At 50.2% G+C, this 25,272-nt stretch carries 22 protein-coding genes; 5 read left to right on the top strand and 17 right to left on the bottom strand.

Translation table 11 applies throughout. The features are described 5' to 3' along the window. Position 1 precedes the first annotated feature (1 nt). On the top strand, positions 2-427 hold the full coding sequence (locus tag IPK01_03000; GenBank protein ID MBK7932465.1) for a hypothetical protein: 426 nt from the start codon (positions 2-4) through the stop codon (positions 425-427). On the opposite strand, the gene IPK01_02995 is transcribed toward IPK01_03000, so the two are convergent. From IPK01_02995 to IPK01_02970, 6 genes are all read right to left on the bottom strand, one after another. Then, entirely contained in the window at positions 401-2,335 is a 1,935-nt protein-coding gene (locus tag IPK01_02995) for a PAS domain S-box protein (GenBank protein MBK7932464.1), read from the bottom strand. The genes IPK01_03000 and IPK01_02995 overlap by 27 nt on opposite strands. A gap of 4 nt (positions 2,336-2,339) precedes the next feature. Beyond that, on the bottom strand, positions 2,340-3,749 hold the full coding sequence (locus IPK01_02990) for a sigma-54-dependent Fis family transcriptional regulator (protein MBK7932463.1): 1,410 nt from the start codon (positions 3,747-3,749) through the stop codon (positions 2,340-2,342). A 109-nt stretch (positions 3,750-3,858) separates the two neighbouring features. Continuing rightward, positions 3,859-4,578, bottom strand: a complete 720-nt coding sequence (locus IPK01_02985) for a tetratricopeptide repeat protein (protein MBK7932462.1) — start codon at positions 4,576-4,578, stop codon at positions 3,859-3,861. Positions 4,579-4,582: 4 nt separating this feature from the next. Then, positions 4,583-6,205: a cytochrome c biogenesis protein CcsA gene (gene ccsA / locus IPK01_02980; GenBank protein MBK7932461.1), complete on the bottom strand. Its 1,623-nt coding sequence runs from the start codon at positions 6,203-6,205 to the stop codon at positions 4,583-4,585. Positions 6,206-6,287: 82 nt separating this feature from the next. Then, positions 6,288-7,751 carry a hypothetical protein gene (locus IPK01_02975; GenBank protein MBK7932460.1) on the bottom strand — a complete coding sequence of 488 codons (1,464 nt, stop codon included), beginning with the start codon at positions 7,749-7,751 and terminating at the stop codon, positions 6,288-6,290. A gap of 18 nt (positions 7,752-7,769) precedes the next feature. Next, positions 7,770-9,272: a cytochrome c biogenesis protein ResB gene (locus tag IPK01_02970; protein ID MBK7932459.1), complete on the bottom strand. Its 1,503-nt coding sequence runs from the start codon at positions 9,270-9,272 to the stop codon at positions 7,770-7,772. Positions 9,273-9,542: 270 nt separating this feature from the next. On the opposite strand from IPK01_02970, the gene IPK01_02965 reads away from it, so the two are divergent. From IPK01_02965 to IPK01_02950, 4 genes are all read left to right on the top strand, one after another. Continuing rightward, on the top strand, positions 9,543-10,733 hold the full coding sequence (locus tag IPK01_02965) for a hypothetical protein (GenBank protein MBK7932458.1): 1,191 nt from the start codon (positions 9,543-9,545) through the stop codon (positions 10,731-10,733). Further along, a complete protein-coding gene (locus tag IPK01_02960) occupies positions 10,730-11,608 on the top strand; it encodes a hypothetical protein (protein MBK7932457.1) in 879 nt (292 codons plus the stop codon). Before IPK01_02965 ends, IPK01_02960 begins: the two co-directional genes overlap by 4 nt. A gap of 204 nt (positions 11,609-11,812) precedes the next feature. Next, complete coding sequence (locus tag IPK01_02955; protein MBK7932456.1) at positions 11,813-12,148, top strand: c-type cytochrome; 336 nt, start codon at positions 11,813-11,815, stop codon at positions 12,146-12,148. Positions 12,149-12,254: 106 nt separating this feature from the next. Beyond that, entirely contained in the window at positions 12,255-13,859 is a 1,605-nt protein-coding gene (locus tag IPK01_02950) for a NapC/NirT family cytochrome c (GenBank protein MBK7932455.1), read from the top strand. A 127-nt stretch (positions 13,860-13,986) separates the two neighbouring features. On the opposite strand, the gene IPK01_02945 is transcribed toward IPK01_02950, so the two are convergent. From IPK01_02945 to IPK01_02895, 11 genes are all read right to left on the bottom strand, one after another. Continuing rightward, positions 13,987-15,693: a hypothetical protein gene (locus IPK01_02945; GenBank protein ID MBK7932454.1), complete on the bottom strand. Its 1,707-nt coding sequence runs from the start codon at positions 15,691-15,693 to the stop codon at positions 13,987-13,989. Positions 15,694-16,316: 623 nt separating this feature from the next. Then, entirely contained in the window at positions 16,317-16,988 is a 672-nt protein-coding gene (locus IPK01_02940; GenBank protein ID MBK7932453.1) for a hypothetical protein, read from the bottom strand. Beyond that, a complete protein-coding gene (locus IPK01_02935) occupies positions 16,985-18,256 on the bottom strand; it encodes a hypothetical protein (protein MBK7932452.1) in 1,272 nt (423 codons plus the stop codon). Before IPK01_02935 ends, IPK01_02940 begins: the two co-directional genes overlap by 4 nt. Beyond that, entirely contained in the window at positions 18,238-18,402 is a 165-nt protein-coding gene (locus tag IPK01_02930; GenBank protein ID MBK7932451.1) for a hypothetical protein, read from the bottom strand. Before IPK01_02930 ends, IPK01_02935 begins: the two co-directional genes overlap by 19 nt. Positions 18,403-18,425: 23 nt before the next feature. Continuing rightward, the gene (locus tag IPK01_02925) at positions 18,426-19,406 is read right to left on the bottom strand and encodes a cytochrome C (GenBank protein MBK7932450.1); all 981 of its coding nucleotides are present in this window, start codon (positions 19,404-19,406) and stop codon (positions 18,426-18,428) included. Positions 19,407-19,597: 191 nt separating this feature from the next. After that, positions 19,598-20,056, bottom strand: a complete 459-nt coding sequence (locus IPK01_02920; protein ID MBK7932449.1) for a cyclic nucleotide-binding domain-containing protein — start codon at positions 20,054-20,056, stop codon at positions 19,598-19,600. Between the two features lie 84 nt (positions 20,057-20,140). Further along, positions 20,141-20,764, bottom strand: coding sequence for a Crp/Fnr family transcriptional regulator (locus IPK01_02915; GenBank protein MBK7932448.1), 624 nt, complete (start codon positions 20,762-20,764; stop codon positions 20,141-20,143). Between the two features lie 330 nt (positions 20,765-21,094). Further along, positions 21,095-21,433: a hypothetical protein gene (locus tag IPK01_02910; protein MBK7932447.1), complete on the bottom strand. Its 339-nt coding sequence runs from the start codon at positions 21,431-21,433 to the stop codon at positions 21,095-21,097. Positions 21,434-21,481: 48 nt separating this feature from the next. Beyond that, complete coding sequence (locus tag IPK01_02905; protein ID MBK7932446.1) at positions 21,482-23,401, bottom strand: CBS domain-containing protein; 1,920 nt, start codon at positions 23,399-23,401, stop codon at positions 21,482-21,484. A 3-nt stretch (positions 23,402-23,404) separates the two neighbouring features. Continuing rightward, on the bottom strand, positions 23,405-24,631 hold the full coding sequence (locus tag IPK01_02900) for a succinylglutamate desuccinylase/aspartoacylase family protein (protein ID MBK7932445.1): 1,227 nt from the start codon (positions 24,629-24,631) through the stop codon (positions 23,405-23,407). After that, positions 24,632-25,051, bottom strand: coding sequence for a hypothetical protein (locus tag IPK01_02895; GenBank protein ID MBK7932444.1), 420 nt, complete (start codon positions 25,049-25,051; stop codon positions 24,632-24,634). Positions 25,052-25,272 lie beyond the last annotated feature (221 nt).

The raw sequence follows: 25,272 nt of genomic DNA, 5'->3' as shown, positions 1-25,272 counted from the left end.
AATGGCTGCAAAGGCAAAACTTATTACTCGTTCGATCGCCGTTTGGCTATTGATCATCGCGACAGAAACGGTAAACGGAGTGGTGCGGGAATTATTCATAGCGCCCAGAGTCGGAGCCCAAATTGGGAGGCGTGTTTCTTTTTGCATCGCGATCGTTCTGATTGCTCTCGTGGCATTGTATTTTGTCCGATGGATCGGGGCGGTCACTGTTACGCAATTGTTGGGTGTCGGCTTTATATGGGCGATTTTGACATTTCTGTTCGAAGTGTTGGCAGGTTCGCTGATCGCCGGGCGTGAATGGGATCAGTTGATCACGGATTTCGATCCATCGAAAGGCGGATTGATGGCATTTGGATTGGTCCTTATGCAGATCGTGCCGGCACTCGCGTATCGTTTGATATTAATCTTGCGGCCTGAGATCGGTTGATATCTGATCGTTCAACGATAGAACTTCCTTGAGGGCATTGAGAAGGGTCTCAGCCGTGTGTGGTTTTGATAAGAAATCATGCACGCCGAGATTCTTCAGTTCAGTTGTTTGGTTCTCGCTAATAAGGCCGCTCATCGCGATCACTCTGATATTTGGGTCTAATCTCCGTAGAGATCTGATCAATGCATTGCCATCCATATAAGGCATCGCAATATCTGTCAATACTAAGGCGACATCCTCCTTACACTGCGAATAGACCGCCAACGCGTCGGTACCGTCAACGGCGGTGAGAACGCGATATCCAAATCTGACGAGCGTTGCTTCAGCCACGTTTCGGATATTTTCTTCGTCATCGACAATCAGGATCAGCTCGCCATTTCCATGCGGTAATTTGTCTTTAGGTGTTTTCTTAACGGATTCAACTTGAGTTTCAGCCGACGGCAGATATATCGAGAATCTGGTTCCTTTTTTGAGTTCGCTGTACACATTAATGAATCCGCCGTGGCTCTTTATGATCGTCATTGTGGTGGCAAGCCCAAGCCCAGTGCCTTTTCCGATCTCTTTTGTAGTAAAGAACGGGTCGAATATTCTCGCCACGATCTCAGTAGGCATACCGGTGCCCGTATCACTGACCGTTACCATGATATAGTTGCCCGGTTCCGCGTCGATGTTCATTCTGGCGTAATTTTCATCGATCTCTACGTTGTTTGCCGTCAACGAGAGTGTTCCGCCGGACGGCATGGCGTCGCGGGCGTTGATGCATATATTCATCAGGACCTGATGTATCTGGGTCGGGTCTGCAGAGATCGTCCATAGGTCAGGGTCGACGCTGGACTTGACCGTAATGGACTTTTGTATTGTTTCTGTCAACACGGCGACAAGGTCCTTAACCAGATGCTTCAACTGAACCGGCATTCGTTCGCCCGTCATCCCGCGGGCAAAGGTAAGAACCTGCTTTACCAGATCGGCGCCTCGCTCTGAATTTTCCTTTATCATCCCGAGCCACTTTGCGGTTTCGGGGTCGGGATCATTTAACTGGAGCATGTCAACTGCAAGCATGATCGGCGACAAGATATTATTCAGATCATGGGCGATACCGCCGGCCAGCGTTCCGATCGATTCCATTCTTTGAGCGCGGAAAAGGTGTTCTTCGGTTCGTTTCTGCTCAGTGATGTCCGTGTTCGTTACCAGATAATAATCCGGATCGCCATCTTCATTTCTGACCAGCGTCCAGCGGCTTTCAACAATTATGGATTCGCCGGAATGGGTTGTGTGTCTGGACTCCGATTTCCACTCGTCCGACTTTTCCAGTGCGGTCAATGCTTGTCTGACATGTTCGTCGTTGCCGCCGCAAACAATATCTCCAAGCTTGCGTCCAAAAACTTCATCTGCCTTATAACCATAGATACGTTCGGCACCCTTGTTCCAAAACAGGATCTGGCAATTGAGGTCACATACCAAAATCGCGTCCTGGGCCTTATCCAGCAGCGACGCTTGTTGACTGATACGCTCTTCGCCGAGTTTTCTTTGGGTTATTTCGTAGCGAACCGCCACATATTGGAATGGTTTGTGGTCTCCATCAAGAAACGGAACGATCGTAGTATCTACCCAATAAAATGAACCATCTTTCGCTCGGTTGCGGATCTCACCCCGCCATATCATTCCACTGGAGATGGTCGTCCAGATATTACGGATAAACTCCTTTGGATGATAGCCGGAATTAATGATCCGATGATCCTTCCCGATCAATTCTTCACGGCTATATTTTGATATCTCGCAAAATTTATCGTTGACATAGGTTATCTTACCGTTCTGGTCGGTCATCGCGACGATAGCTGATTCGTCTAGAGCACGCTTTAGGTCGGTGAGTTCTTTCAGCGGATCCTGATTGGGTTCTTTTTCAGCCACTTGATTATTCGTCGCCTGCTTCATGATCGTAGCCTGCTTTTCGAAGCTTGTAGCGTAGCTGATCACGTGAAATGTCCAGTAATTTTGCGGCCTGGGTTAGATTTCCGTTCGTTCGATCAATTGCTTGAATAGCAAGATCGAATTCAACTGATTCAAGCGGCGCGCCGCCGGGCGGGAGGATGAATGCGGCGGATCGGCCGGCGCCGGAAGCGGAATTTGTCGACAGTATGTCAGCCGGCAAATGGGTCACGGTTACCATGTCCCCATCCTCAAGGATCGACGCCCGCTCAATGATGTTTCTCAATTCACGGACGTTGCCGCTCCATGAATAGTTTTTAAATATCTGTTCAACTTCGTGCGAGAGACAACGCAATTGTTTGCCGCGACGTTTGAGGTTGGCTTTTTCGATGTAATAATTTGCCAACAAAACAACGTCATCGCCGCGATCCCGCAACGGCGGAATATCGACTTGAATCACCGAAAGTCTAAAATAGAGGTCAAGCCGAAAATTGCCGACCTCAGTTTCCTGCTTAAGGTTTCGATTCGACGCGGCAATGATACGCGCATCCATTTTTATGTCCTTAAGGCCGCCAACTCGGCGAAAAGTACTTTCCTCAAGTACACGCAACAGCTTTGCCTGCAGCGATATCTCCATTTCGCCGATCTCGTCCAGAAAGATGGTTCCGCCGTGCGCCTGCTCGAAAAGGCCCTCTTTCTTCTGTTTGGCGTCGGTGAATGCGCCTTTCTCGTAGCCGAAGAGTTCCGATTCGATCAGATTTGCCGGGAGAGCAGCACAATTTATGGCAAGGTACGGGGAATCAGCCCGTTCGGAGGCGTAATGGATCGCTCTCGCAAAGAGATCTTTTCCTGTTCCGGTCTCGCCATTGAGAAGAATAGAGCCAACGTCTGATTCTGCAACACGTCGCGCGAGTTCGATCGCCTTCTTCATCGAATCGGATTCGCCGATGATCTCCGAAAAGCTGAACCCCCGTTTCCTTTCGGCACGGGCCTGTTTTACCTCGCGGCGGAGCGTCCTCGTTTCTGAAGCGTTGCGGAGCGTGACACGAAGTTCTTCGAGCCGGACGGGCTTTCCGATGAAATCGTGAGCGCCGCCGCGCAACGCGCCAACGGAGTTGCTGACATCGACATTGCCGGTGATCATGACAACGATCGTGTCGGGGTTTGATTCCTTGATCTCGTTGAGAACATCAAGTCCGGAACCGTCGGGAAGGTCGATATCGAGCAATACGATCTCGGGTTCTTCGTCCACGAAGACCTTCTTTGCCGCTTTAACGGTATCGGCCTCGACGATCTCATATTCCCAAGTGCGAAGAGCCTCGCTTAATGCCATTCGCACAAAACGATCGTCATCAACAATTAGTACTTTCCCTGCTGGTTCTGCCGTTTTTCGCATTCGTGGAGTAATTCTGTTTACAACAATATACTTATCACGGCTGGCGGATTTAGCGAAGTGCAGGCGCGAAAAAATCCGCGTTCGCGGATCTTTTCGTTCTAGATCGAGATCATTTCGAACCGATCTTTTGTATGTCGTCCTTCAGCTTTGCGAGTGACGTATTTTTAGGATCGAGGCCCTCCAGTCTAGCGATCGTAGCGTTGGCTTTTGCTGCGTCACCTTTCTTTGTGAAAGCCACCGTCAGGTTCTGAAGCGTTTGAACGTGATTTGCGTCCACCTCAAGCGACTTGGTAAATTCCTGAATAGCTCGGTCGTAATTCGGCTGCTTGCGGAACATGAATGTCAGACCAAGATCGGTTCGGACATTGATATCATCTGCCTTCTTTGCAAGTGCGGCGGTGTACCATTTCTCAGCCTCTTCGTATTTATCGGTATCGAAATTTGCGTTGCCCAAATGGACGATCACTTCGCGTTCGTCCGGCCTTATTTTGTTAGCAGCGGTCAGGTATTTGATCGCGTCGGTCAAATTATCTGCTTGGTAGTACGCCTCTGCAGCTTTGATCTGAGCGTCGAAATCTTCGGGCGATTGCTTAGCTTTCTCGACCGCTGCCAACCCTTCAGGCGTTAATTCGCCCTTTACGCCGCCGGGAATTGTCGTACCCGGCGGTATTGCGGGATGGTCGGGCGGCATATTTGAATTTGCCTTCATAGCGTTTGGGGTAGATGTTCCTGCCACGGCTCCCTGATTGACCGAATTCGCAAACATAAAGCCAATGATCAAACCGGCCAGCAAACCAACTACTCCAAAAAGTACATTTTCCTTGTTCATAAATTTATGCGTACGAATGTAATCCGGGCAGCAAATAGCTCACACCCAAATAGGTAAAGATAACAAAAAGGAATGCCACGATCGCAAAATATGCCGACTTTCGTCCACGCCATCCGTAAGCGATCCTGGAATGAAGGAACCCCGCATATGTGAGCCAGGCAACAAGTGCTCCGACCTCTTTGGCATCCCATCCCCAATAACGGCCCCACGACTCATTAGCCCAAACGGCACCGGTCATAAGCAGCAGTGCAAGTCCCGCAAATGCCACGCCCGCGAGTTTGTACATCAGGCCGTCCAGCGTGTCCGCCGATGGAAGCATCGTACGGATCTTCTCAGTATTGATGCCGAATAGTACGATAAAGAACGTTCCGGTAAATGCCGTGATCAAAGCAGCGAGTTCCACGGGATTAGCATTTAGGCTCAGGTGCAACTGCGAGCCATTCTCCATGATCCATTTGTTAGCAATGTCATAAAGCTGCTGCGGAGCCATCGCATTGATCTGGGCTTGCGGCATATCTTCCTGCTGCAGCATCCAGGCTCCGAATTTCGCATACTGGGAGGTGCTTATATAGCTGACAATGTTCTGCAGACTCTTGATCTGATAGACGAGCATGCCGATTCCGGCCGCCTGTACTACAAACGCAGACCAAAGGAATCTGGTACCCCACTTGCGCGCATTGGCGTCATTCTTTGTAAAGGAAATTATATTTGCGACTATTGCTCCCAGCAAAAGAGCGGAGGCGGCTACGATCAGCCAACCAACGTAAGGAATATCAGCCCTAAGCCCGAGCGACATTCGCGACGTGCCGATAAATGTCGATGCCGTATATACGCCAAAGGTCGAAAGCGAAAAGATGCTGAACTTGCTGATGGTAATAAAGACCGACAGAGCAAAAAGACTGGTCCAAACGGCCATCTTCTCGACCTTTAGTCCGTCCTTGAGCAGGTAAAGTACCGCGACCGCAAAACAAACTAAGGCAATTCCATAACTGATCGATGCGATCCCCACGTGTATCGGTCGCCAATACGAATCGAGCACCGGCGGAAGGTCAAGGATCTCGCTCCCGATGAACCGAGCAAGAACAAGGATGATCGCCGCAAGCGGCAATGAAAGCGCCGCCACGATCCGGAATTGATTCCGACGCATGACGATCAGGGTAGTGATGCCCGCCCCAAACGCAAATGCAAGACTTAGGTCGTACAGATTTGCAAAAGGAACATATCTGAACAGCCACGGCATATCCGCTGCACCTTGCCCCTGAGCGTTAAAGATGGCAAGTTCGCGGTCGTACGCAGCTACCCATCGCACGAGCCAGCTTGAGAGGTTAAAGAAAACCCCAAGTGTTGCAGCCCACATTCCAAGTTTCTCGGCGAACCTGAATGGTGCATACAAATTGGTCAAGTGAAATACGGCCGCGATCAAGTATGATGCCAACGCGAGCATCATCAATGCGCCGTCTGAAATAAAGCGTTCGCCGCCCAAGTTGATCCTTAAAGCGACCAAGGCGAGCGATCCCAAAATGGCGAATGCGGCCGGCCCGTAGGACCAAAGCGTAGACATTCCAATTGACGGATCATCTGTCGTATCGGACACCATTACCGGTTGTTTAAGTACTTCCTGATTCATATATCTTTCCCCTCTGAAAATAAAGGCCGGGCCGTTTTGCGCCGCATGCGGGGATACGGCCCGGGTCTTGGTTAATTATCAACTATTTAACGAACGCACTGGCAACCGCAATATCGGAGCTAAGCCCGAAGTTGATCACGCTCAAACTGCCGGAACTGCTCAAACGTTGATACCAAACGCCGTTTCTATAAATAGCGGCATCGGTCTTGCCGTCGCCGTCGTAATCAGCCGGCACAAGTGTGTCGGTGTTAAGGCCCCAACGAATGTATGCAGTCTGAGAATTTGAGCTTTGTTTGATATACCAAATTCCGTCCCTGAACACTGCGAGGTCCGTCTTCGAATCGCCGTCATAGTCAGACGGGATGAATTTGTCTGATGTAAAACCCCATTCTTCGTAACGGACAGCCGCGTTAGAACTCTGCAAAATATACCAGACGCCTGTCGACGGCCGAAAGACTGCTGCATCCATTTTGCCGTCGCCGTCATAATCGCCGCGCATTGCTCTGTCGCCGCCTGCTCCCCACGGGAGATATGTGACATTTCCGCTAGGATTATTAAGCGAACCGCGGTAGTAGAAATTGTTCTGTGGTCCGCCGCCCGGACCGCGATACACAGCCGGATCGGCCTTGCCGTCGCCATCCCAGTCGCCGACGATCGTCGGGTCGTCGCCGGTCTGTCCAAACCTTTCGATCCGCATTGTGTTGTTCGAACTCTGCAAAATATAGAATCCTGCAAGGGTCGCTGCGTCTTCGCGCCATACTGCGACATCCGCCTTGTCATCACCGTCGAAATCGGCGGGAGTCAACTTATCGGTCGCAATACCCCATTGGGTCGCAGCAAATCCGGCAGTGCTGCGGTTAATGTACCAGAAACCGTCCGAACTGCGATATACGCTCGGGTCAGCCTTGCCATCTGCGTCAAAATCGGTAAATCCGTGATGAATAGCAACCGGCACGGCTGGTGTGACAGCTTGGGTGATCAAGTACACCTGGTCATTTGCGTCGTCGTCGCCGTTATCGCCGTGAAGAACCGCCACGTAATGTGTAATATTTCCGACGTTTGTGGCCGGAGCGGTCCAATTGAAGCTCCAGGTTGTTCCTCCCGTCTGACCGGGAAAGACGCCGGCGGTGGTGTGTGTCGAATATTGACGTACGCCGCCCGAAACGGTACCTGTCTTGGTTTGGGTAAATGATGTCGTATGGGAATATGTGCCCGCGGCCGTATTTGCTGATGTTAACGAGGTCATCTCAAATCCCCATGAGGCTCTCGAGTTGTCCGCCGTTGATGTAGTCACCTGTATCGTATATGTTTGTCCGGGAACGTATGTGGCCGGAGCGATCAGGCTGGATTGTCCGGTCTGTGCGGATGCTGAATGACAGCCTGTGCAAGTAGACTCGCCGGGTGCTCCGGTTCTGCGAGAAGGTGCCCCCGGAACCTCCGCGTGAGTAACGACTGTGGTTGTATCGGCAAATATAACTGCCAATGCCATCATTACCGCAAACGATGTAAGTACCCCGATCTTCAAAGTTCGATTATCTATTCTCATTTTGCTTTTCCTCCAAAATTACTGCTGCTGTCGGAAAGCCACTTCTCCAATAAAGCGTTTGAATTTGTCCTCAAACGCGTTCACACTGCGGTTTGTGTTACCGCCAAAAACTACATTTCGAGATGGGCCCGATCCATTCTCGATCGCTGCCCATACGCGTTGATGGGAAAAGAAGAACACCGCCACCAATGTCAAGAACAACAATATGAACCCGACATAGACCACATTTGCTCCAGGGTCTCGCTGGACGGACAAAATATGCTGATCTGCGACCTTTTCAAAATCTACCAACTGGTATGTGTAACCTGCGACCGGTTTCGTCGCTACCGGAATATTTGCCATTTTCGGGCCGAAGGCATAGGCCGTCTGCGGCAGCGTGTCAGGCTGAGTTACCTGTAGGACGGCGGCGGGGTTCGGATATTCCGAGGTGTCCTCGTTAGGATCTTCGGCACCGATGCGAAAATTACCGCGAAACTCCTTGAAGTTGATCTTTGTTCCGTCAGGAAGCGTTGTCGAACCGTCACGAGGAAGGGTCACTTGTTGTGGTTGACCTCCGCCGGCCGGTACCGCATTGACCGTGATGCTGCGGGCACGCCCGACCGGGATGAAGCTTGCTTGAAAGAAACGGTAACCTCGATAATCGAAAGGTTGGTTCATCTGAACGAAAGCATCGGTTGTGCCGGTTTCGTCCGTTATTGTGAATTTGGTCATCCAGTCGATCGTGTTCATTGCTGACAATGAGCCATCCTTTTTGATCAGCTTCTGCTGCATATCGGTACATTCGATACTGAAGGGAAGCTGTTTGGTCACTTGGGTCGTCTTATCGAGATCGACAACGGTGTCGAGCATTAGATTGGTCGGTTTGCCCTGTGTTACAGGCAACTGGCCCGTTGCGCCGAATTGAGCGGTCAAGAATCCGCCGGTGAAAATTGTCAACAGCCCGACGTGTACTGCGTAAGCTCCAAAACGGTTCCATGTGCCGGATTGTCCAAAAATGTAGGTTCGGCCGCCTTTTTCGCTGGTAACGATCTTTCGCCAGCCGGCATCCTGCATTGAGCTTTTGATACGACCGGTGATTTCGTCTTCTGAACCTTCCATTGTCAATTCGGCCGTTTGTTTTTGTTCACGCAGCCAACGGACAGGAACCGTCAAATTTGGCTTTGAAATATACGTCCAGGTTTTTGGAAAACGATCGATCGACGCAAGAATAATATTCAGCGACAGTACGGCCAAGAGTACATTGAAATACCATACATGGTAGATGTTAAAGAGGCCGAGTCTCCCGTACACGAGTCTTTGTGCCGGTGTCAGTTCCATAAAATACCGGTCGAATCCATCTACGTTCTGCTGCATTACGATCATTCCGATAAAGCATGCAAGTCCGAGCAAGACCAGCAAAGTTACCCCCAAACGCACCGAGCACAGGAGCTTGAGAAACTTAGCGAAAAGAGAATCACGTGATCGCGGTTTCGATGAGATAGTTGTCGAATCTTTGTTTATTGCTTGTTCTATCGTTGACATAATTAATTGAGATAGTCGTGGGCACCTTGATGCTTACCTTTGGCAAGATGCGTGCCTCCATCCTTTTCGGTCGTGAGGTGACCGAAACTCATATATTCGCTGCATTTGAGGTAATCCCGGCATTTCGGCGAATCTCAAGCCGACGAGGAGAACGCGGAATTTTTCTAAGTCACCGTGAAGTATTTCGCGAAACTTACCATTTCCGTGTGATAATGGTCACATTACCCCCCGCGTATTTCAAATATACTAGCAACGAGAGATTAGCGCACGATGGGATCAATTAGTAATAAAACGAAAAGCCGGATCGCCGTCGCGACATTGATATTGTGCGTCTTTGCCTCGGCTGCTTATTTCGCCGAACCCAGCGTCGTTGCAGCCGGATCCATTGTTTCGCCAAAACCGACGCCTAAACCAAAAGCAACGCCTAGAAAGGTGAAATATTCTGAATTCCCGCACGACACGAAAGCTCACAAGCTCGATTGCACCACCTGCCATAAGTTTCCGTCAGAAAACTGGAAGACCGTACGAACAGCTGCCGATGCATTTCCTGATATCACTGAATATCCGAAGCACGAATCCTGTTTGAATTGTCACAAGCAGCAGTTCTTCAAAGGTGCAAGGCCTGCGATCTGCTCGATCTGCCACGTCGCTCCATCTCCGCGAAATAGCTTGAGACACCCTTTCCCAAACCCGCGTGAGGTCTTTGACCGGTCGCCAAAGGGGAAAAATGCGGAATCAGATTTCGTTATTGGATTTCCTCATGACAAACACATCGAGATCGTTTCTATCCGGCGATCAAATTCTGGTCCGTTTACGAATGCCTCGTTTATCAGGAAAGGAATCATGCGGGCCGGAGAAGAGAGTTGTTCAGTTTGCCATAAAACGCTAAGTCCGCAAGGCGATTCGGCCGAGGAATATTTTACGCCGCCGCCGGCGAAACTAGGTGACGGATTCTGGCTTAAGAAAGGGACGTTCAAATCAGCCCCGCTGGGCCACACGACTTGCTTTACCTGTCATTCGGCTGATTCGGGGATGCTTCCAGCTCCGACCGACTGTGCGACCTGCCACAAAATAAAACCGGTCTTCGCTGCGGCCGACTTCGATGCAAAACTCGCGGAACCGATGAAGATCGAGGACAAACTGATAATGCAATCTTGGCGTCGGCGAGATTCTTCTGGTAAGTTTGCTCACGATTTCTTTGCCCACACCGAGTTGAGTTGTTCGACCTGCCACAACGTAAGCACAATGAATACGGCTGACCCAAAAACTATGCGGGTGAGCATTGCATCTTGTGCTACATGCCATGTGACTGCGACGGCGGGCGACGGCGGGGCACTGAACTATGAGGCAGATCAGCGGAAAGCAAGTCCCGCATTCCAATGTGTCAAGTGTCACACATCGTTCGGGAAACTACCGATCCCTGAATCGCATACGAAAGCATTGGCGGAGGCCGGCAAATGACCATAAAACCGCCCAAGCAAATTGTAAATAAGCCTGCTCGCACCAAATATCTGGAAACAGCTGTAATGGTGCTCTTCATTTCTGTATTCGCCGCCGCATTCACGATGTTCCCGAGAACCTCCGCTGCGGACGATTCGATCGTGCCGGGCGATGTTGTCGAAGAGGCTCCGGAAAATCAAGATTATTCCAAGTTCAGGCACGCAAACGAGGCCCATTCACGGCTCCCTTGCCTGCTTTGCCACAATAGGGACGGCAAATCTCCAACGCTAAAAAGGTCCGTTGGACATTCGCCGTGTGCGGGCTGTCACGTGGAGCAATTTTCCAGCAACACGAGTCCGATGTGTCTTATCTGTCACAACCCCGGATCAGTAGCCGTTAAGGCGTTTCCGCGGCTTCGCAGTTTCAATATCAAGTTCGATCACGGCCGTCACCTCCGCCAGACGAATTGTGCAACCTGTCACAAACCTTCGAGGCGGGGCGTTGCGTTGTCGATCCCGTCCGGAGCATCGGCTCACAATTCGTGTTTCCAGTGTCACGGTCCGAATACGGAAATTGGCGGCAAGAATATCGGTTCGTGCTCCACGTGTCATGAACCGGGAAGACCTGTACGAACATCTGAGTCGGCCAAGGCTTTTTCGCTGAATTTTAGCCATCAGGAACATGGACGAACAGGGAAACTTAACTGCGCAAGCTGTCATACGGTCCGAGCCGGCGCAGCGAGAGGACGACAAGTGTCTGCTCCGTTGGCGTCGATGCACTTTGCTCCCGCGGGAACGCCAAGCTGTGCAGCTTGCCACAACAACAAGAGGGCATTCGGGCCGGGCGATTTCAATAACTGTAAGCGGTGCCACGAAGGTAAGACTTTCAAGTTCTGACGCATACGGTGCGTAAAATTTCGCGTTCTCCGCGAAGATTATCGGTTTTGAGGTACTTATACTGGCGGAACAGCTAAGGCATTGTTAAGCAAATACCTATCATTGTGTCTCTGAGGGCATGGCACGCCCTTTGCAATACCTGATAGCGGCGAATCGATGATTTGTATTTTAGCCGATTCGAAAGTCTAATTTCAGGAGTTGAACATGAGAACCAATCAAATTAAGTTTTTCGCAATTTTATTTTTAGCTTTTCCTCTATTACTTTTGGCGGTATTTAATGCGGCTCCCGCCAAAGTGGCGGCTTTCGTTCCGGACGATCCGGCAGTTGAATACAAAGCAAAATGTGCAATGTGCCATACCGCAACGGCGAGTAAGTATTATGATCCGGCAAAAACTGACGAGCATCACGTTCAGGCGATCCTAAAAGGTCAGAAAGGCGAGAAGCCGCCCTTTATGCCCGGATTTGAAGCCAAGGGAATGACGGAAGAGACGGCAAAGGCTTTGGCAGCGTATATGAGAACGCTGAAGCCGGCAAGTTAATTGATCGATGATCGGTCCGAGCTCCTTTTAGAGCCATGGCCGCCGTCGCGAAAGCGGGCGGCCTTGACCTATATAAGAGTCGAAATATTGGTATCAGGTGGGTATTATGGCAGACGACGAAAATATCAACGAAGTGCCCGAGAACGAGGAACAGCCGAAAATGCGGACGCCGAGTTTACTCCGCAACTACATTAGTTTCGTCGGTATGGCGATAATTGTATCGGCAGTCACCAGCGACTTGCTTCTGTTTTTGATCGAGATAACAGCTACCTCCGAGAACGCCTACATAGGTATTCTCACCTACATTATCCTGCCGTCAATAATGATGTTCGGGATATTTGTGGCGATAGTCGGGATGATCGTTGAACGGCGTAGACGGCGAAAGAAGACGCCCGATGACGTTCTTGCCTATCCGATGCTCGACCTCAATAATCCGCATACGCGACGTTCCTTCATGGTGTTTCTCGTTGGAACTCTCATGTTTATTGCGGTGAGTGCATTCGGCAGTTACAAGGCATTTGAATATTCCGAATCCGTAGTGTTCTGCGGTGAGACCTGCCACACAGTGATGAAGCCGGAGTTTATGGCATATAAGGCAGGGGCTCACGCCCGTGTTCGCTGTGTTGACTGTCATGTCGGGTCTGGAGCGGACTGGTACGTGCGGTCAAAATTGTCCGGAGCGTATCAGCTCTATTCCGTCACCTTCAATAAATATTCACGGCCGATCACGACACCGGTCCATAATTTGCGTCCTGCACCGGATACCTGCGAGCAATGCCATTGGCCCGAAAAATTCTTCGGTGCTCAGATGAAGGTATTCAACCGGTACGGCGACGACGAAAAGAACACCCTCCATCAGACTCGCATGCTCCTCAATGTCGGGGGCGGTAGCACGGCCGCGGGCCAGGTGACCGGTATTCATTGGCATATGAATATTGCCAACGAGGTCACATATATCAATACTGACGAACAGCGGCAGGTAATACCTTGGGTCAGCATCAAGGATAGGGATGGTAATGTGACCGAGTATTACGATCGAAATAATCCGCTGCCGGAGAACAAGGTCGCTACTGCGGTCAAACGTAAGATGGACTGTGTGGACTGTCATAACCGTCCGGCACACAAATATCTTCCGCCGGATGATGCCGTTGACGAAGCATTTGCGGCAGGCACTCTTGATCCGTCAATACCTTTTCTTAAGCGACAATCGGTTGCAGCACTTACAGGGAATTACGAAACGACAACTGAAGCTCTAAGTTCGATCGAGTCGAACATCACCGAATTTTACCGAACAAATCACAAAGAGGTCTTTGCACAAAGACAAGATGTGATCAAGAAGTCTGTCGAAGAATTACAGCGGATATTTCAGAACTACTTCTTCCCCGAGATGAAGACAAATTGGCAGACGCATCCAAACAATGCCGGCCATCTCAATTCACAGGGATGCTTCCGTTGCCATGACGGCCAGCATGTCAGCAAGACCGGCAAGGTCATTACAAACGACTGTAATGTATGTCACACCGTGATCTATGATTCAAAATTGCCGCCGGAACAGAACGTAAAGACCGGGCCGTTCCGGCATCCGGTCGATCTTGGCGCACTTGCCGAAAGGAAATGTGACTCGTGCCATCGACCTGATCAGAAATTCAAGCATCCGATCGATCTGGGGGACATTTCGAAATTTCAGTGTGCGGTGTGTCATACGAAATAGCCGGAATTAACAAAACAGGTCCTTCGAGACATTTCATAGCAAGAAAATTTGATAGCAAGAAAATTTGAAAACGCCCGGAAGACATTAGTTTTCCGGGCGTTAGTTTTTACTGAGGTCGATCAATTGATCAGTGTCTAGACAACAATGTGACGAAGATCGCGACGACCATTATCAACCCCGAAATATAAGCGGCAAATCCAAATATCTTTGACGCGATCCGGGCAGATCGACTTGGCGGGTCGGTGAGGACCGTATCGAGTTTGCCCTCGCTGACCAGACGCTCATATTCAACCGAACGCTCTTCCTTAAATCGGGATAAGGTCATTTTTCCGGTAAAGATCACGGTGTCCATTGGGAAATTCTCAGGACGCAGGTGGTTATGGAAGAAATGGAAAGCAAAGATAAAGGCGGTCGCCAACAGCGCTTCTTCGCCATGGATGATCATTGCCAAATTTAGAGTCACGCCGGGCAACAATTCCGTTACCAGCGTCGGAAACCAAAGCATCAGCCCTGAGATCCCGATAACCGGAACACCCCAAAATACCGCGAAATAATCGAATTTCTCCCAATATGTCCATCTATCGAGCTTAGGCCGAGGTCCGAGATAGAAGAACCAGCGAACCATATTCCAAAGATCGTAAATGTCCTGCACACGCGGCACCATCGAATCGGGCCCATAAAGTATCGAGTATTTCTTCTCGAGAACCGCTTTTCGAAAAACATAGACGATGTGAATCAGCGCGTAAACAAGCGTAATTACCGCACATATTCGGTGTACAAGACGAGTTACCTCAAGGCCGCCTCCTAATTGCTCCAGAGCCCGTCCCCAACTTGTGTAGTAGTACATTAGCGGCAAACCGGTAGCGGCGAGCAAGATAAAACTGATAACGATCAATAAATGCGTAAATCTGTGCACCTTGGCAAATCGGACAACATAAATGTCATCATCCGGAGACTTTTCGTGCTTCTCACTAATGTAAGCAATTATCGACCGCTGGATCCAAAGCAGCGTATGGATGCCAAAGAAGCTAAAAACACCAAGCAGCAGCCATTCCATAAAATGGCTTACATAATAGACGAGCGCCGATTTTTCCGGGTCATTCGGTTCCGGATGCGGACTGTACATTACGAAGTTCGTATTTACACTCGTATGACAAGCGGAGCAAGTCTGAACCAGATTGTCCTTATGAACAGACGACATCGGGTTGCTCGCCGGCAGGTTTTTATGCGGCGTATGACAATCGGCACAAGTGGCTGCTAGCTTAAAGTCCAAAGCGGTCGCCTGACCGTGAAATGTGTCGCGGTAGCTAGGAGCCTGCTTTGAATGACAGGAACTGCAGTTATTCACCATCTGCATGTTGAAGTCACGACGCGAAAGCGGCGCATCAAGATGCGAAACGGCGGTATGGCAAGAAGTGCAGGTCGGTGCTTTGGCGTTTCCTTGTTTGAACGACTGGCCGTGGCTGCTGAGGTCATAATCCGCTACGTTTTGCGTATGGCACTTTGCACACATCAGTTCGGCATTTGCGCGATTCATCGCCGAATCACCTGCCTTGACCGGCAAGATACTATGTGACCCATGACAATCGGCGCAGGTCGCAGCCTTGGTATTGCCGCTTTCACTTCGGCTTCCGTGAATGCTATGGTGAAACGAATTAACCGCCTCTTTGTGGCACGCACCGCAGGTTTGTGTCATATTCGCACGATTGACAGTCGACTGCGGATTCTCGGCCGGCAATGCCGTGGTCATATCTCCGTTGACAGTGTGGCACGCTTTGCACGAAGCGACAGGAGTGCCGTTGGGGCCTATCTTGGCGTGAATGCTCTGTTCCATCGCGCCGTGGGCATCCTTATGAAACTGCTCGCCGGCTAAATTTGGAATTGTCTTGCCCGGACCGTGACAGCCTGCACAGTCAAGATTTATATTTGTCGGAAATTGATCTGCCTGCTGATTAGCAGTGAGGTACGTTCCAGGTGCATTCTGAGCGCTAGAGGTTAGGGATTGATAAAAATAGAAACTTGTCCCAATCGCCAAAAAAAGTAGTATGACTGCGGTTTTTAGATGTGTTCCCATCGAATTGTACCAATAACGAATGCCGTTAACTCAGCGTACCGCGTCCCCAGCCTATGTCACTGTGATGTCAGTCACAAAGGCATTTCAAAGTCTCAAATTCCGATCTCGACATCGAATCGCCTGTGTTTCCATGCCACAATGACCAAACTGGGGCTCATGTGCATGCGATGATTCAGTTCGAACGCTCCATGACATGCGTTTGCCACATAACGCTATTAAAGAATGGACGAGATCCCGACCTTAAGAGACAGCTTCCCTTCGGAAGCAATTTTGATCAGCATTGCGGAATTATACACAATATAGATAAATTGATATATGAAAAACGAAAAACGCCGGTGTGCTGGTCGCACCGGCGTTTTAGTTTGGTGGAGGGTTATGTGCAATTAACGGTCGGCCGCACGGCCTCCGAAGTAGATCCGGAGAGACGTGTACGGCAGGTGAGCCTTGTAGTTCTGAGTTAGAGTTTGGTCGTCGCGGTACTTGAAATACTGATAGCCGACGTTCCAATCGACATTTCGCGTGATGCGGAAAGCGATGCGGAATTCCGGTGAATCCATTTTCATCGGATACGACGAGATGATGAACTGCGGCAAAGCTGAGAATCGTGTGCCCTGGCCACGGTCAAGATTGATACGGTAGCTTCCGAAGAACGAGACTCGCTTATGCGGTTTTGCTGACACATCAATATTTGCAAAATTGTCGCGGACAAAATACTGACTAAAGCCAAGAACAATTCCACCAGTGATCGGCACCCTGATCGGGGTGTTAGCTGTGATATGTCTATAAGTATAACCTGCATTGATGGACAGCTGATCGATCGGATCGAAATCAAGAGAACCGGAATAAGTTCGGGACTTGATCTGAGTTCCGAAGTCGAGCGGCGGAATCGTCGCAGTCTCGGATGGATTCGAATTGTCCTTGGAGATCGCGGACGCATTAAATGCAAACTTATCGACTGTTATGCGTGTGCGAGCACGGAAATTGGTGAATTCGTAATTTTCAAGCCGTGTAAAGACGTTATCGGCCGTACCGTGTTCAACATCCCAGAATATCACCCAATTTTGATCGGTTTGATCTTCATACCAGCGATCAAGGTATGAGTGCTATTCTTCTCGCTTTCAAGAATAATATTTGGGTTGGTTGCAGACGGAGCTGATGTCAGAGTTGCATCATATCCAATTACATCCACGCTTCGATTTGTATACCGATAACCAACATGTCCTGCGATGGAATTGTTGAACTGATAATCACCCTCGATAGTATTGACATAACGCGTGTAGGAGTTTACACGATAAGCTCTGGAACGGACAATACTAGTCGCCAATGGGTTCCCCGCCGCGTTGCGGCGTAATAAAGCTTCCTCAAGTGATTCGCCGCCGTTTACGTCAAAGTCGTCGAACGAGAATGTATTTGAGATACGGAATTTTTCGTTAAAGTTATATGTCAGCCCGATATCGCCGCGCTTCTGCAGTCGCTTGTTCAACGCATAGATATCGAACCTAGCGAGATCGACGAAATTGTTGCTGCTGTCCCTGCCACTCATTATCTCGATCATCGTCATATTGCTGCGAGTGTTGAGTATATAAATCTTGCCCGAAAAATCGAGCTTTTTAGCAAACGTTCTCTGAAGATTAGCTGATGTGAAATATGAATTTCCGTCGGTTGGGAAGTATCGGCGAAACGAAGTTAGTCTTGCGTTGTTCGTCGGGTTGTTTCCCAGGTTGAGGTCAGTGATCTCGTAGGCCGAACGGTCGCGGAATATCCTGACGCCTTGAGTAAGACCGTAATTGAAACCAAAGAGTTTGCCCTCGACCCCAAATCGGAAATCGGTCGCTCTATTGTTGGTAGACTGGGTAGTTTGAAACTCATCGCTATACGCACGAATGTTGGTAGTTCCGGGGCCGTTGTAATCATAGAACGATATTCCGAAGTTGTAACGGATCTTCTCGTCCTGGGGTCTAAACGTAAAGTCGAAATCGCCCATCGTATTCTTTGCGTTCGATGTATGCTGGCCTAACGCATGATTCGACAAGTTGTTGAAGTAAGAAACACGGCGGACTGTCCCGTTAAATTTGTAGACACCTGTTTTTTCTACGTTGACACGTGTAAATCCTTGCGGATCTGAACCCCAACCAGAATTACTAATAAGCAACGAATCGAAATATTTGCCCTTTCCGCTGTCGCTCTCAAGCAAGAGGTTCGTGTCAAATGAACGCAGGCCTTGTTTATAGTTCAGGTCGCTCCGATATTTATTCTCGTTCCCTTCGAGGTCGCGCCAGCGCCAGCCGATCTCGGTGGTGGATGTTACATTGTATCCTCCCAAGTGACATTTGTGTCAGCGGGTGGTGGGTTGGTCGATTGTCCCGCCGCTGAAAGTGAAATAGCAAAAATGACCAGTGTGAGCGAGCCGAAGAATCGGATAATACGGGCAACGGCCACGCGGGGTTCTATAGTTTTAATGTCTTGCATATACGTCTCCTCCAGGTTCTCGATTACCTTAAGAACCTGTTGCTCGCATTTGATCCATGAACGGTTGTATGACAAACCGTACAGTTCAGGAATCGAATATTCGTTTGATTATGAAAACTCGGTGTATTGGGAGGACCGTCTGAATCAGCGGAGATAGCGCTGTGGCACTCCATACAGAGTTGTCGAACGGAATTACGTGACAACATTTTTGGATTCGCAGAGCCGTGCGGTGTGTGGCATGCAGAGCAGCCCTCGGTCTTAAGCGGAGCATGTTCGAATGCGAATGGTCCCTGTTTGTCGCCATGACACTTGATACACGAAGCATCGGCTCCGACCGCCAATTTGGTCTGCTTCGACTCAAATCCGCCGTGAGCGTTGTGGCAGTCGCTGCATTTCATCGCGCCTTCGAGCACCTTGTGATGAAACGGCTTGCTGAATTGCGCCCTGGTTTCGGTATGGCAGCCAATACACAGCTGCGGTTCGCTCTGCTTGAGCATGGCAACGGTTGCGATGCCGGGGTTCTGGACGGTCGTTTGACCGATCTCAGTTATCGAGCTTGGCCTATTATTTCCAAACGAGCCATGGGAACTGTGGCAATCGGTACATCCGACATCATTGCGCCAATGTTCGCCGCGGCGGAAGTTGTTGTGGCTTTCTTTGCCGGTATGGCAGGCAAGACACGTCTCCGAGATCTGTTTGGAATTCTTGCCGGCGAACGTAATGATCTTTGTCTTATCGCCGCCGCCCTCTACGTGCAGTTTGCCGGGCCCGTGGCATGATTCGCAGCCTTGAGCCTTGTCTTTCCAGCTGGCGACATCCTGCAATTTAGCGTGCTTAGTGCTTTTAAATTTCTTGAATTGGTCCTCATGGCAGGCTTTACAGGTCTCGCTGCCTACGAAATCGTCAGGATTCGCATTAGCGGCCAGTATGGCGGCCGATGAATCGCTTTCAATTACATCGCCGCTTGCCTGTGAGACCGTACCTGTGACCACCCAAGCGATCAAAAACAGTGTAAAAACTGAAAAAGATACAACCTTAATTTTATTAGTTGACGTCATGACGCATGCCTCCGATTTGGTGCGTTTGACCTGGAACAGGCCAAATATGATTCAAGGGTAGCGGACATCGAAGTCTTGATATGTGAGCGTCGTCACAAATCAGGCGGAATGTGAAAAAAGTTGCAGATTTTTTACGATCAATGGGCTTTGATCGTTTCTAGGGCGTGCTGATACATGCGGCTTAACAGTTCGGCCAGACGGAAGCACAATTCGGGTTCATTCTTGATAAAGCGTAGGAACTCGTCGCGGTCGATCACATCAAAATCGCTTTCGGTGATGGTCTTTGCGCTCATCTTGAAATCACTTCCCGATAGGGCCTCGACGAGGCCATAGATACAACCTGCTCCAACCGGACAGGCACTCAACAGGTCTTCGACGCGATCGTTCCGAAAAAGGGCAAGCTTGCCGCCGCGGTGGACGAAGATCTGTTCGGGTTGGTCATGCGAGTCAAAGACGAGCGTGTCGGGAGCGAAATGTGAATGATGTTCGATCCGGGCGAGTGACCGGCGATGGCGGGGAGCCAAGCCGCTGAGGAGATCTTCCACAGAGATAAGATCGCGAAATAAGTGTGTTTCCGGCGCTTTCTCGAGCATCATCGTTGCACCTCCCGACAATCATGGATTATTAGATCTGGATCTATCGAATGATAGGACACGCGTCACAGTGAGAAGTGACGCGTGTCACATTTCGGTGTGCAGGTTCTTGCGGGTACCGATCACGGCCTTTAGCCGCCGCCGGTCGTGGATGATCATCTCCGAGCCTTTAAGAGTAACCAAGTCGTGCTCGCGAAAATATTTGAGGGCACGCGTAACTGTCTCGCGTGATGCGCCGATCATTTCGGCCATTTCTTCGTGGGTGAAAAAATTCTTCATTCGGACTAGTCCGTCGCCGCCGGTCCCGTTACCGCTCCAGCCGAGGAAGAGCTTTGCCAGCTTGTCGGCGACCGAATCTGATAAACCGAGCGAACAAACCTGACGATAAGCCGTCTGGTAATTGCGGCTCAATTGGCGGGCAGCATTAAGGCATGCATCGGTGCTGGAACGCATCAGGCGAATAAAATCATCAGTAGCCACATAATTCACCTGACAAAGTTCGAGCACTTCGGCTGTCGTTTCGTATTCAACACCATCGAGAGCGGCACTTAGTCCGATCACCTCGCCGGGTTCGACGATACCGAGAATTATTACTTTCCCGTCCTGTGAACATGTTGAGAGTTTGACCTTGCCCTGGCAGAGCATATAAACACCGCTCGCCGGCTGGCCTTCGACAAACAGCATCGTTCCTTTCGGATACACTTTTGTCATCGCGATCGACTCAAAGCTATCCCAGCCGGGAGAAGAGATGTGGCAAAAGAAATTCTCGTTGTGAAGTGAACAGGACTGGCATTTATCCTGAATTTGTAGATCGTGAGATGCCTTCATTGTATTAAACTCGACCCTGACGCCGACCCTTCTTCTAAATAGTAGATATTGCCTTCTTGCACTAAAGGCTTAACTTGCTCAAATGCAATTAACATTCCGAACATGGAGCAACCGTAAATGTTGCAGATAAGGCGGTTGGCGTTGATCTATAAAGCAAACCGGCCGGACAAACGCGTCGTATTACCCCATGCTGTGAAAAAATTCGCACTGCGGTCATTCCGTGTGCCTCTCAAAACGCAGCACTGTTGAGGTACCGTTCGTGCTCTTGATATCGACTCCGTCGTCATCGCCCGATGCACTCAAATGAAAGGCGATGTCAACAACCTGGTCGACCTCATGGCAAAGCACACCGACTGAGATCTGAACTGATGGAAGGTCCTTATGGGTATCGATATCAAGCCCGTTGAACGGCAATCCGCTCTCGAGCCAATAGTCATTGACAGTTTCACCTTGTTTTTCAAAAACTCCTAACCGTGTCAGCCGTCCCTTATTGTTCTCGGTGTAAAATTTCGTGTATTTTGTCCATTCGTGTTGTGTTGACGCAGCGTTCATTTTTTTTGTTCCCTCCATCGTGAATATCTTCCGGGCACCAAATGAGAACTACATGACTTGACCGAGCTTCTCTTCGAATAATTTTGTCGAAACGGTCAGGAAATCATAAGCAGTGATTATGCCTACCAGTCGTCTATCCCTAACGACGGGAAGACAGCCAATATTGCGTTCACGCATTATGTCGAGTGCCTCGAGCGTTGGTGTATCGGGTGAAACGGTCACAATATCCGTCTGCATAATATCCTTGACCGTGATGCTCGCAGAAGCTCCGAATTTTCCTGAAGCCATCAATTTGATCAGATCTCTATGCGATACTATTCCGATCAAACGGCCCGCGTCGTCTTCGACAGGAACGTGTCGGACGTGACGCCAGTGCATTAAGCTCGCAGCAAGATCCAGGACGTCGGCCGGCCTAACGGTAAATAGGTCCACGGCCATGAATTGTTCGACAGTTTTGTAGTTGTCGATCCACTGGGAATCGTTTGGTATCTCGGCAAGCTCCCACGTATGCATCGGTTCGTCACTTTCCTCCTGATGGGCCTTCATCGCAGCCGTCAGGGAACGAAGCCGCACATTAGGCTTGGCCCGCTGATCCATTGCCGCATAAGAATCGAGCATCCATTGGGATCCTGATTTTTCCTGTGAAACTCTTTCCTCGATTATATCAAGAAGCCGGTCGCTATCAGCTTCGTCGACACCGGCCCTCGCCAAGCCCTTTCTCGCTCTTGGCAGCAGTTCTTCCAAGATTATTCGACACACTGGACGGCTCTGGCCGTCGAGGCCGCGTATCTGACCCTTGAGGCCGTACCGGGCGGCGTTATAAAAATTGGTACGGGCGTCGTCAAACGACATGTGCTTGCGAATATCTCCAAACTCTTCGGGCAGCTCGGTCATCAGGCCGAGGAAAAACGCGGCATTGGCCATTTCGTCTGCCACAGTTGGGCCCGCCGGTAGAAATCTAGCCTCGATCCTAAGTCCTGGCTTGCCATCGGTCACGCCGTAGCACGGCCGATTCCAACGCCAGATCGTTCCGTTGTGCAGACGCCACGCCGATAGTTCAGGAATGCCGCCTTCAGATAGAACCTTCAGCGAATTTTCCTTAATATCCTGGGTCAGCAAGATCCGGAATCGGATCGCATCTTCGTGCAGCACCTCGATTATCGAATCATCGACCCATTGATCACCAAAATTGACCCGCGGTTTTTGATTTCGCTGCTTATGCGTCAGTGAGCGCGTGTCTGTAGACTGCTTGAATACAGCCAGTCTTGTTTCGTGCCATAAGCGGTGGCCAAGTAGTATTGGTGAATTTGCTGCAGACGCGAGCACCGGTGCCGCGATCGCCTGAGCCCAATTGTAATACCGGACGAAATCTTTCGCTCCGACCTGCATATGCACCTGAAAACTTGTGTTGCAAAACTCAATGAACGTATCTTGCAGTGTCAACTGCAGCTCGTCCAGGCCTTTTATGTGAATCACACGATTTTCGCCGTGGAGTTCGGTGACGATCCGGTCGATCTCGTAATAGCGAGGGTGAGGTGTTAAATTCTTGCTCGTTAGATCCGACTGCTGGATTGTCGGAAGAATGCCTGCAAGGACAACTCCGCCGCCAAATTCGACAGCAGATCTGCGAACGACGCCTAATATTTCATTCAACTCGTCTTCCATTACCCGAAAACAATCATCTTTGAATTCGAGCGGCGTCAAATTGGCTTCGAGGTTGAATTTTCCAATTTCTGTGGTCAACCTGCTGTCCTTGGCCTGACCGATTACATCCAGAGCAAGCGGAGCAGGACGGTAAGCAGAATCGATAAGGAACATTTCTTGTTCGGCCCCGATCCGGCGGACATCTTCCTCAAACATTCCGGCTTTGAGCATGTATTCGAGAGCCTGCAGGTCATTAAGAACGCCCAGCGTGAATGCTCGCATCTGTTCGTCATCATAATCACGTGTGACCTTTTTATCGCCCATATTTTAATTTCCTTTCCATTTGAATGGACCGTCGGTGTCATGCCTTCGGCGGCTTACGATAAGTTTGTTTCCGCTCCAGCGTCGACGCCGAAAACCGAGCAAGTGAAACACCTGCAGCGGAAAGAGCCGTGCAACGCTCGTGTTTACGATCAAAGTTCCGGCGTCATGTTCATCGCGAGCCACGCCGGGAAGCCAATAAACGATCTTCTGAATACCAATTCGACGGAGCAGTCCGGAAAGTCCAAGCCAAAACGGCGAGATCTCGCGGCCAATAAAGAATCCATCTTCTCCGAGCTTTTGATATAGCGGCATCAGTATCAGGCCTCCCTCGATCGCGGTTACTTCGCCGCTGCGGTCGGTGCCAAGAACTTCGCCTTTTGCAATCCGATCGAAATTTGCATATCCGGCGTTCATCGAAAACTGGTCGTCCTCGGTGATCGCGTGTCGGTATCGGACCTCAAACACTCGCGAGCGTCCGTGGCTTCCGGCCAATTGTTTTTTGCTTGATTCAATTTCCGGAACGTCGTCGGCATCGAGAATGCCGGCATTTACAAGCCCAAGCCAAACCAATGCTTCGTGATTGTCAACGGTTTCAGGGCCGATATGCTGGCCGCCTTCAAAACCCAGGGTGACGGCTCCGGCGTTGTTCAAATATTCCAGCATCGTGCCGTCAAGTTGTTCTTCGATACCGAGGAGAATCGCGACCGGGAACTTACGTGCAAAATCACGATTTCTCAACGTGTCGCCGACGGTTGCGAAAGGCATTCCGCCGGTCGAGGTCGAATGCAGATCGAGCACATATACCTCGTCCATCGCAGTGATCAGTATTCCGTCGAGGATGGCGTCGAGTTCACGTATCTCAGAACGCTCCGACGAATTTGCCATCACAACCGCTCGTTCACTAGATAGATTCGTCGGCGTCCACGAGCGGTTGAGATCATGATCGATAAAGCGGACACCGGCCGAAAGTGCCCTCGTGTTGCCGGCCAGAAAATAGACCCGGCCTTTCAGCCTGTTTGTGCGATCGGCTAACTTTTGAGCGACTCTGGAAAGAGCGGAAACTCCGCCCGGTTCATTTCCGTGAACGCTGCCTACCGCAATTAACGTCGGCCCGGTAGCGGTGCCAACAAGTGCCGCGATGATGTGCTCGCCGTTGTCGTGCTTTTCGATCGCACGAAACTCCGCGTTTGCCGCATATTGCCGATCGCTTGCATCAATATAAGTATCCATTTAGCTACCCCAAGTGGTCAGAATGTGACTCGCCCAGATCGGTGATGATGGAGAGCGATACGGTCGATCAGGCCATAAGCTAGAAATAGCAAGCCGGGAACTGTAAATAATGCAAAAGAAAAATCCGCTTGGCAAAGACCCGTTCGCGACCATCCCGTAAATAAGATAAAAGGCAGCAACGCTAACAACAGATATTCCTCCGCCGGCAAGTTCGTTATGCCAACCGACCGCAAATCCGATCAACAGGCCGAACGGAAAGAAAAGCAGTCCGATCAGCTCCAAAGCGGCCAGCTCGGAGAAATGCAAACCTTCGCCGAGGAAGAAGAGTGCCAAAAGCAACCCCGTCGCGAGGCTTAGAAGCCTTCCTGTCCAACGGATGAAAAACATCGCAGCTGATTCGCCTTCTCGCTTATGTAACATCGCCGTTACCTCCGTAGTTCCGGATCCAACGCAATATTTCTTTCAATTCATGTCCGGAACACTGCGCAGTGCAACCATCGTTCCAATGTTAGATCCCATCCGCAGCCATATTTTATCGACTTAGTGCTGACCTGAGCAGCGAGGAAAAAGGATCATCTCGGAAACTTTTCGCGGCCCCCCGCGAAAATCTACGCACCTGTTCGACCGAAACAAGTCAAAAA

Source organism: Acidobacteriota bacterium (assembly GCA_016713675.1).
Classification (GTDB): domain Bacteria; phylum Acidobacteriota; class Blastocatellia; order Pyrinomonadales; family Pyrinomonadaceae; genus OLB17.
Note: the sequence above shows the minus strand (reverse complement) of the source record. Positions and strands in the feature narration are given on the sequence as shown.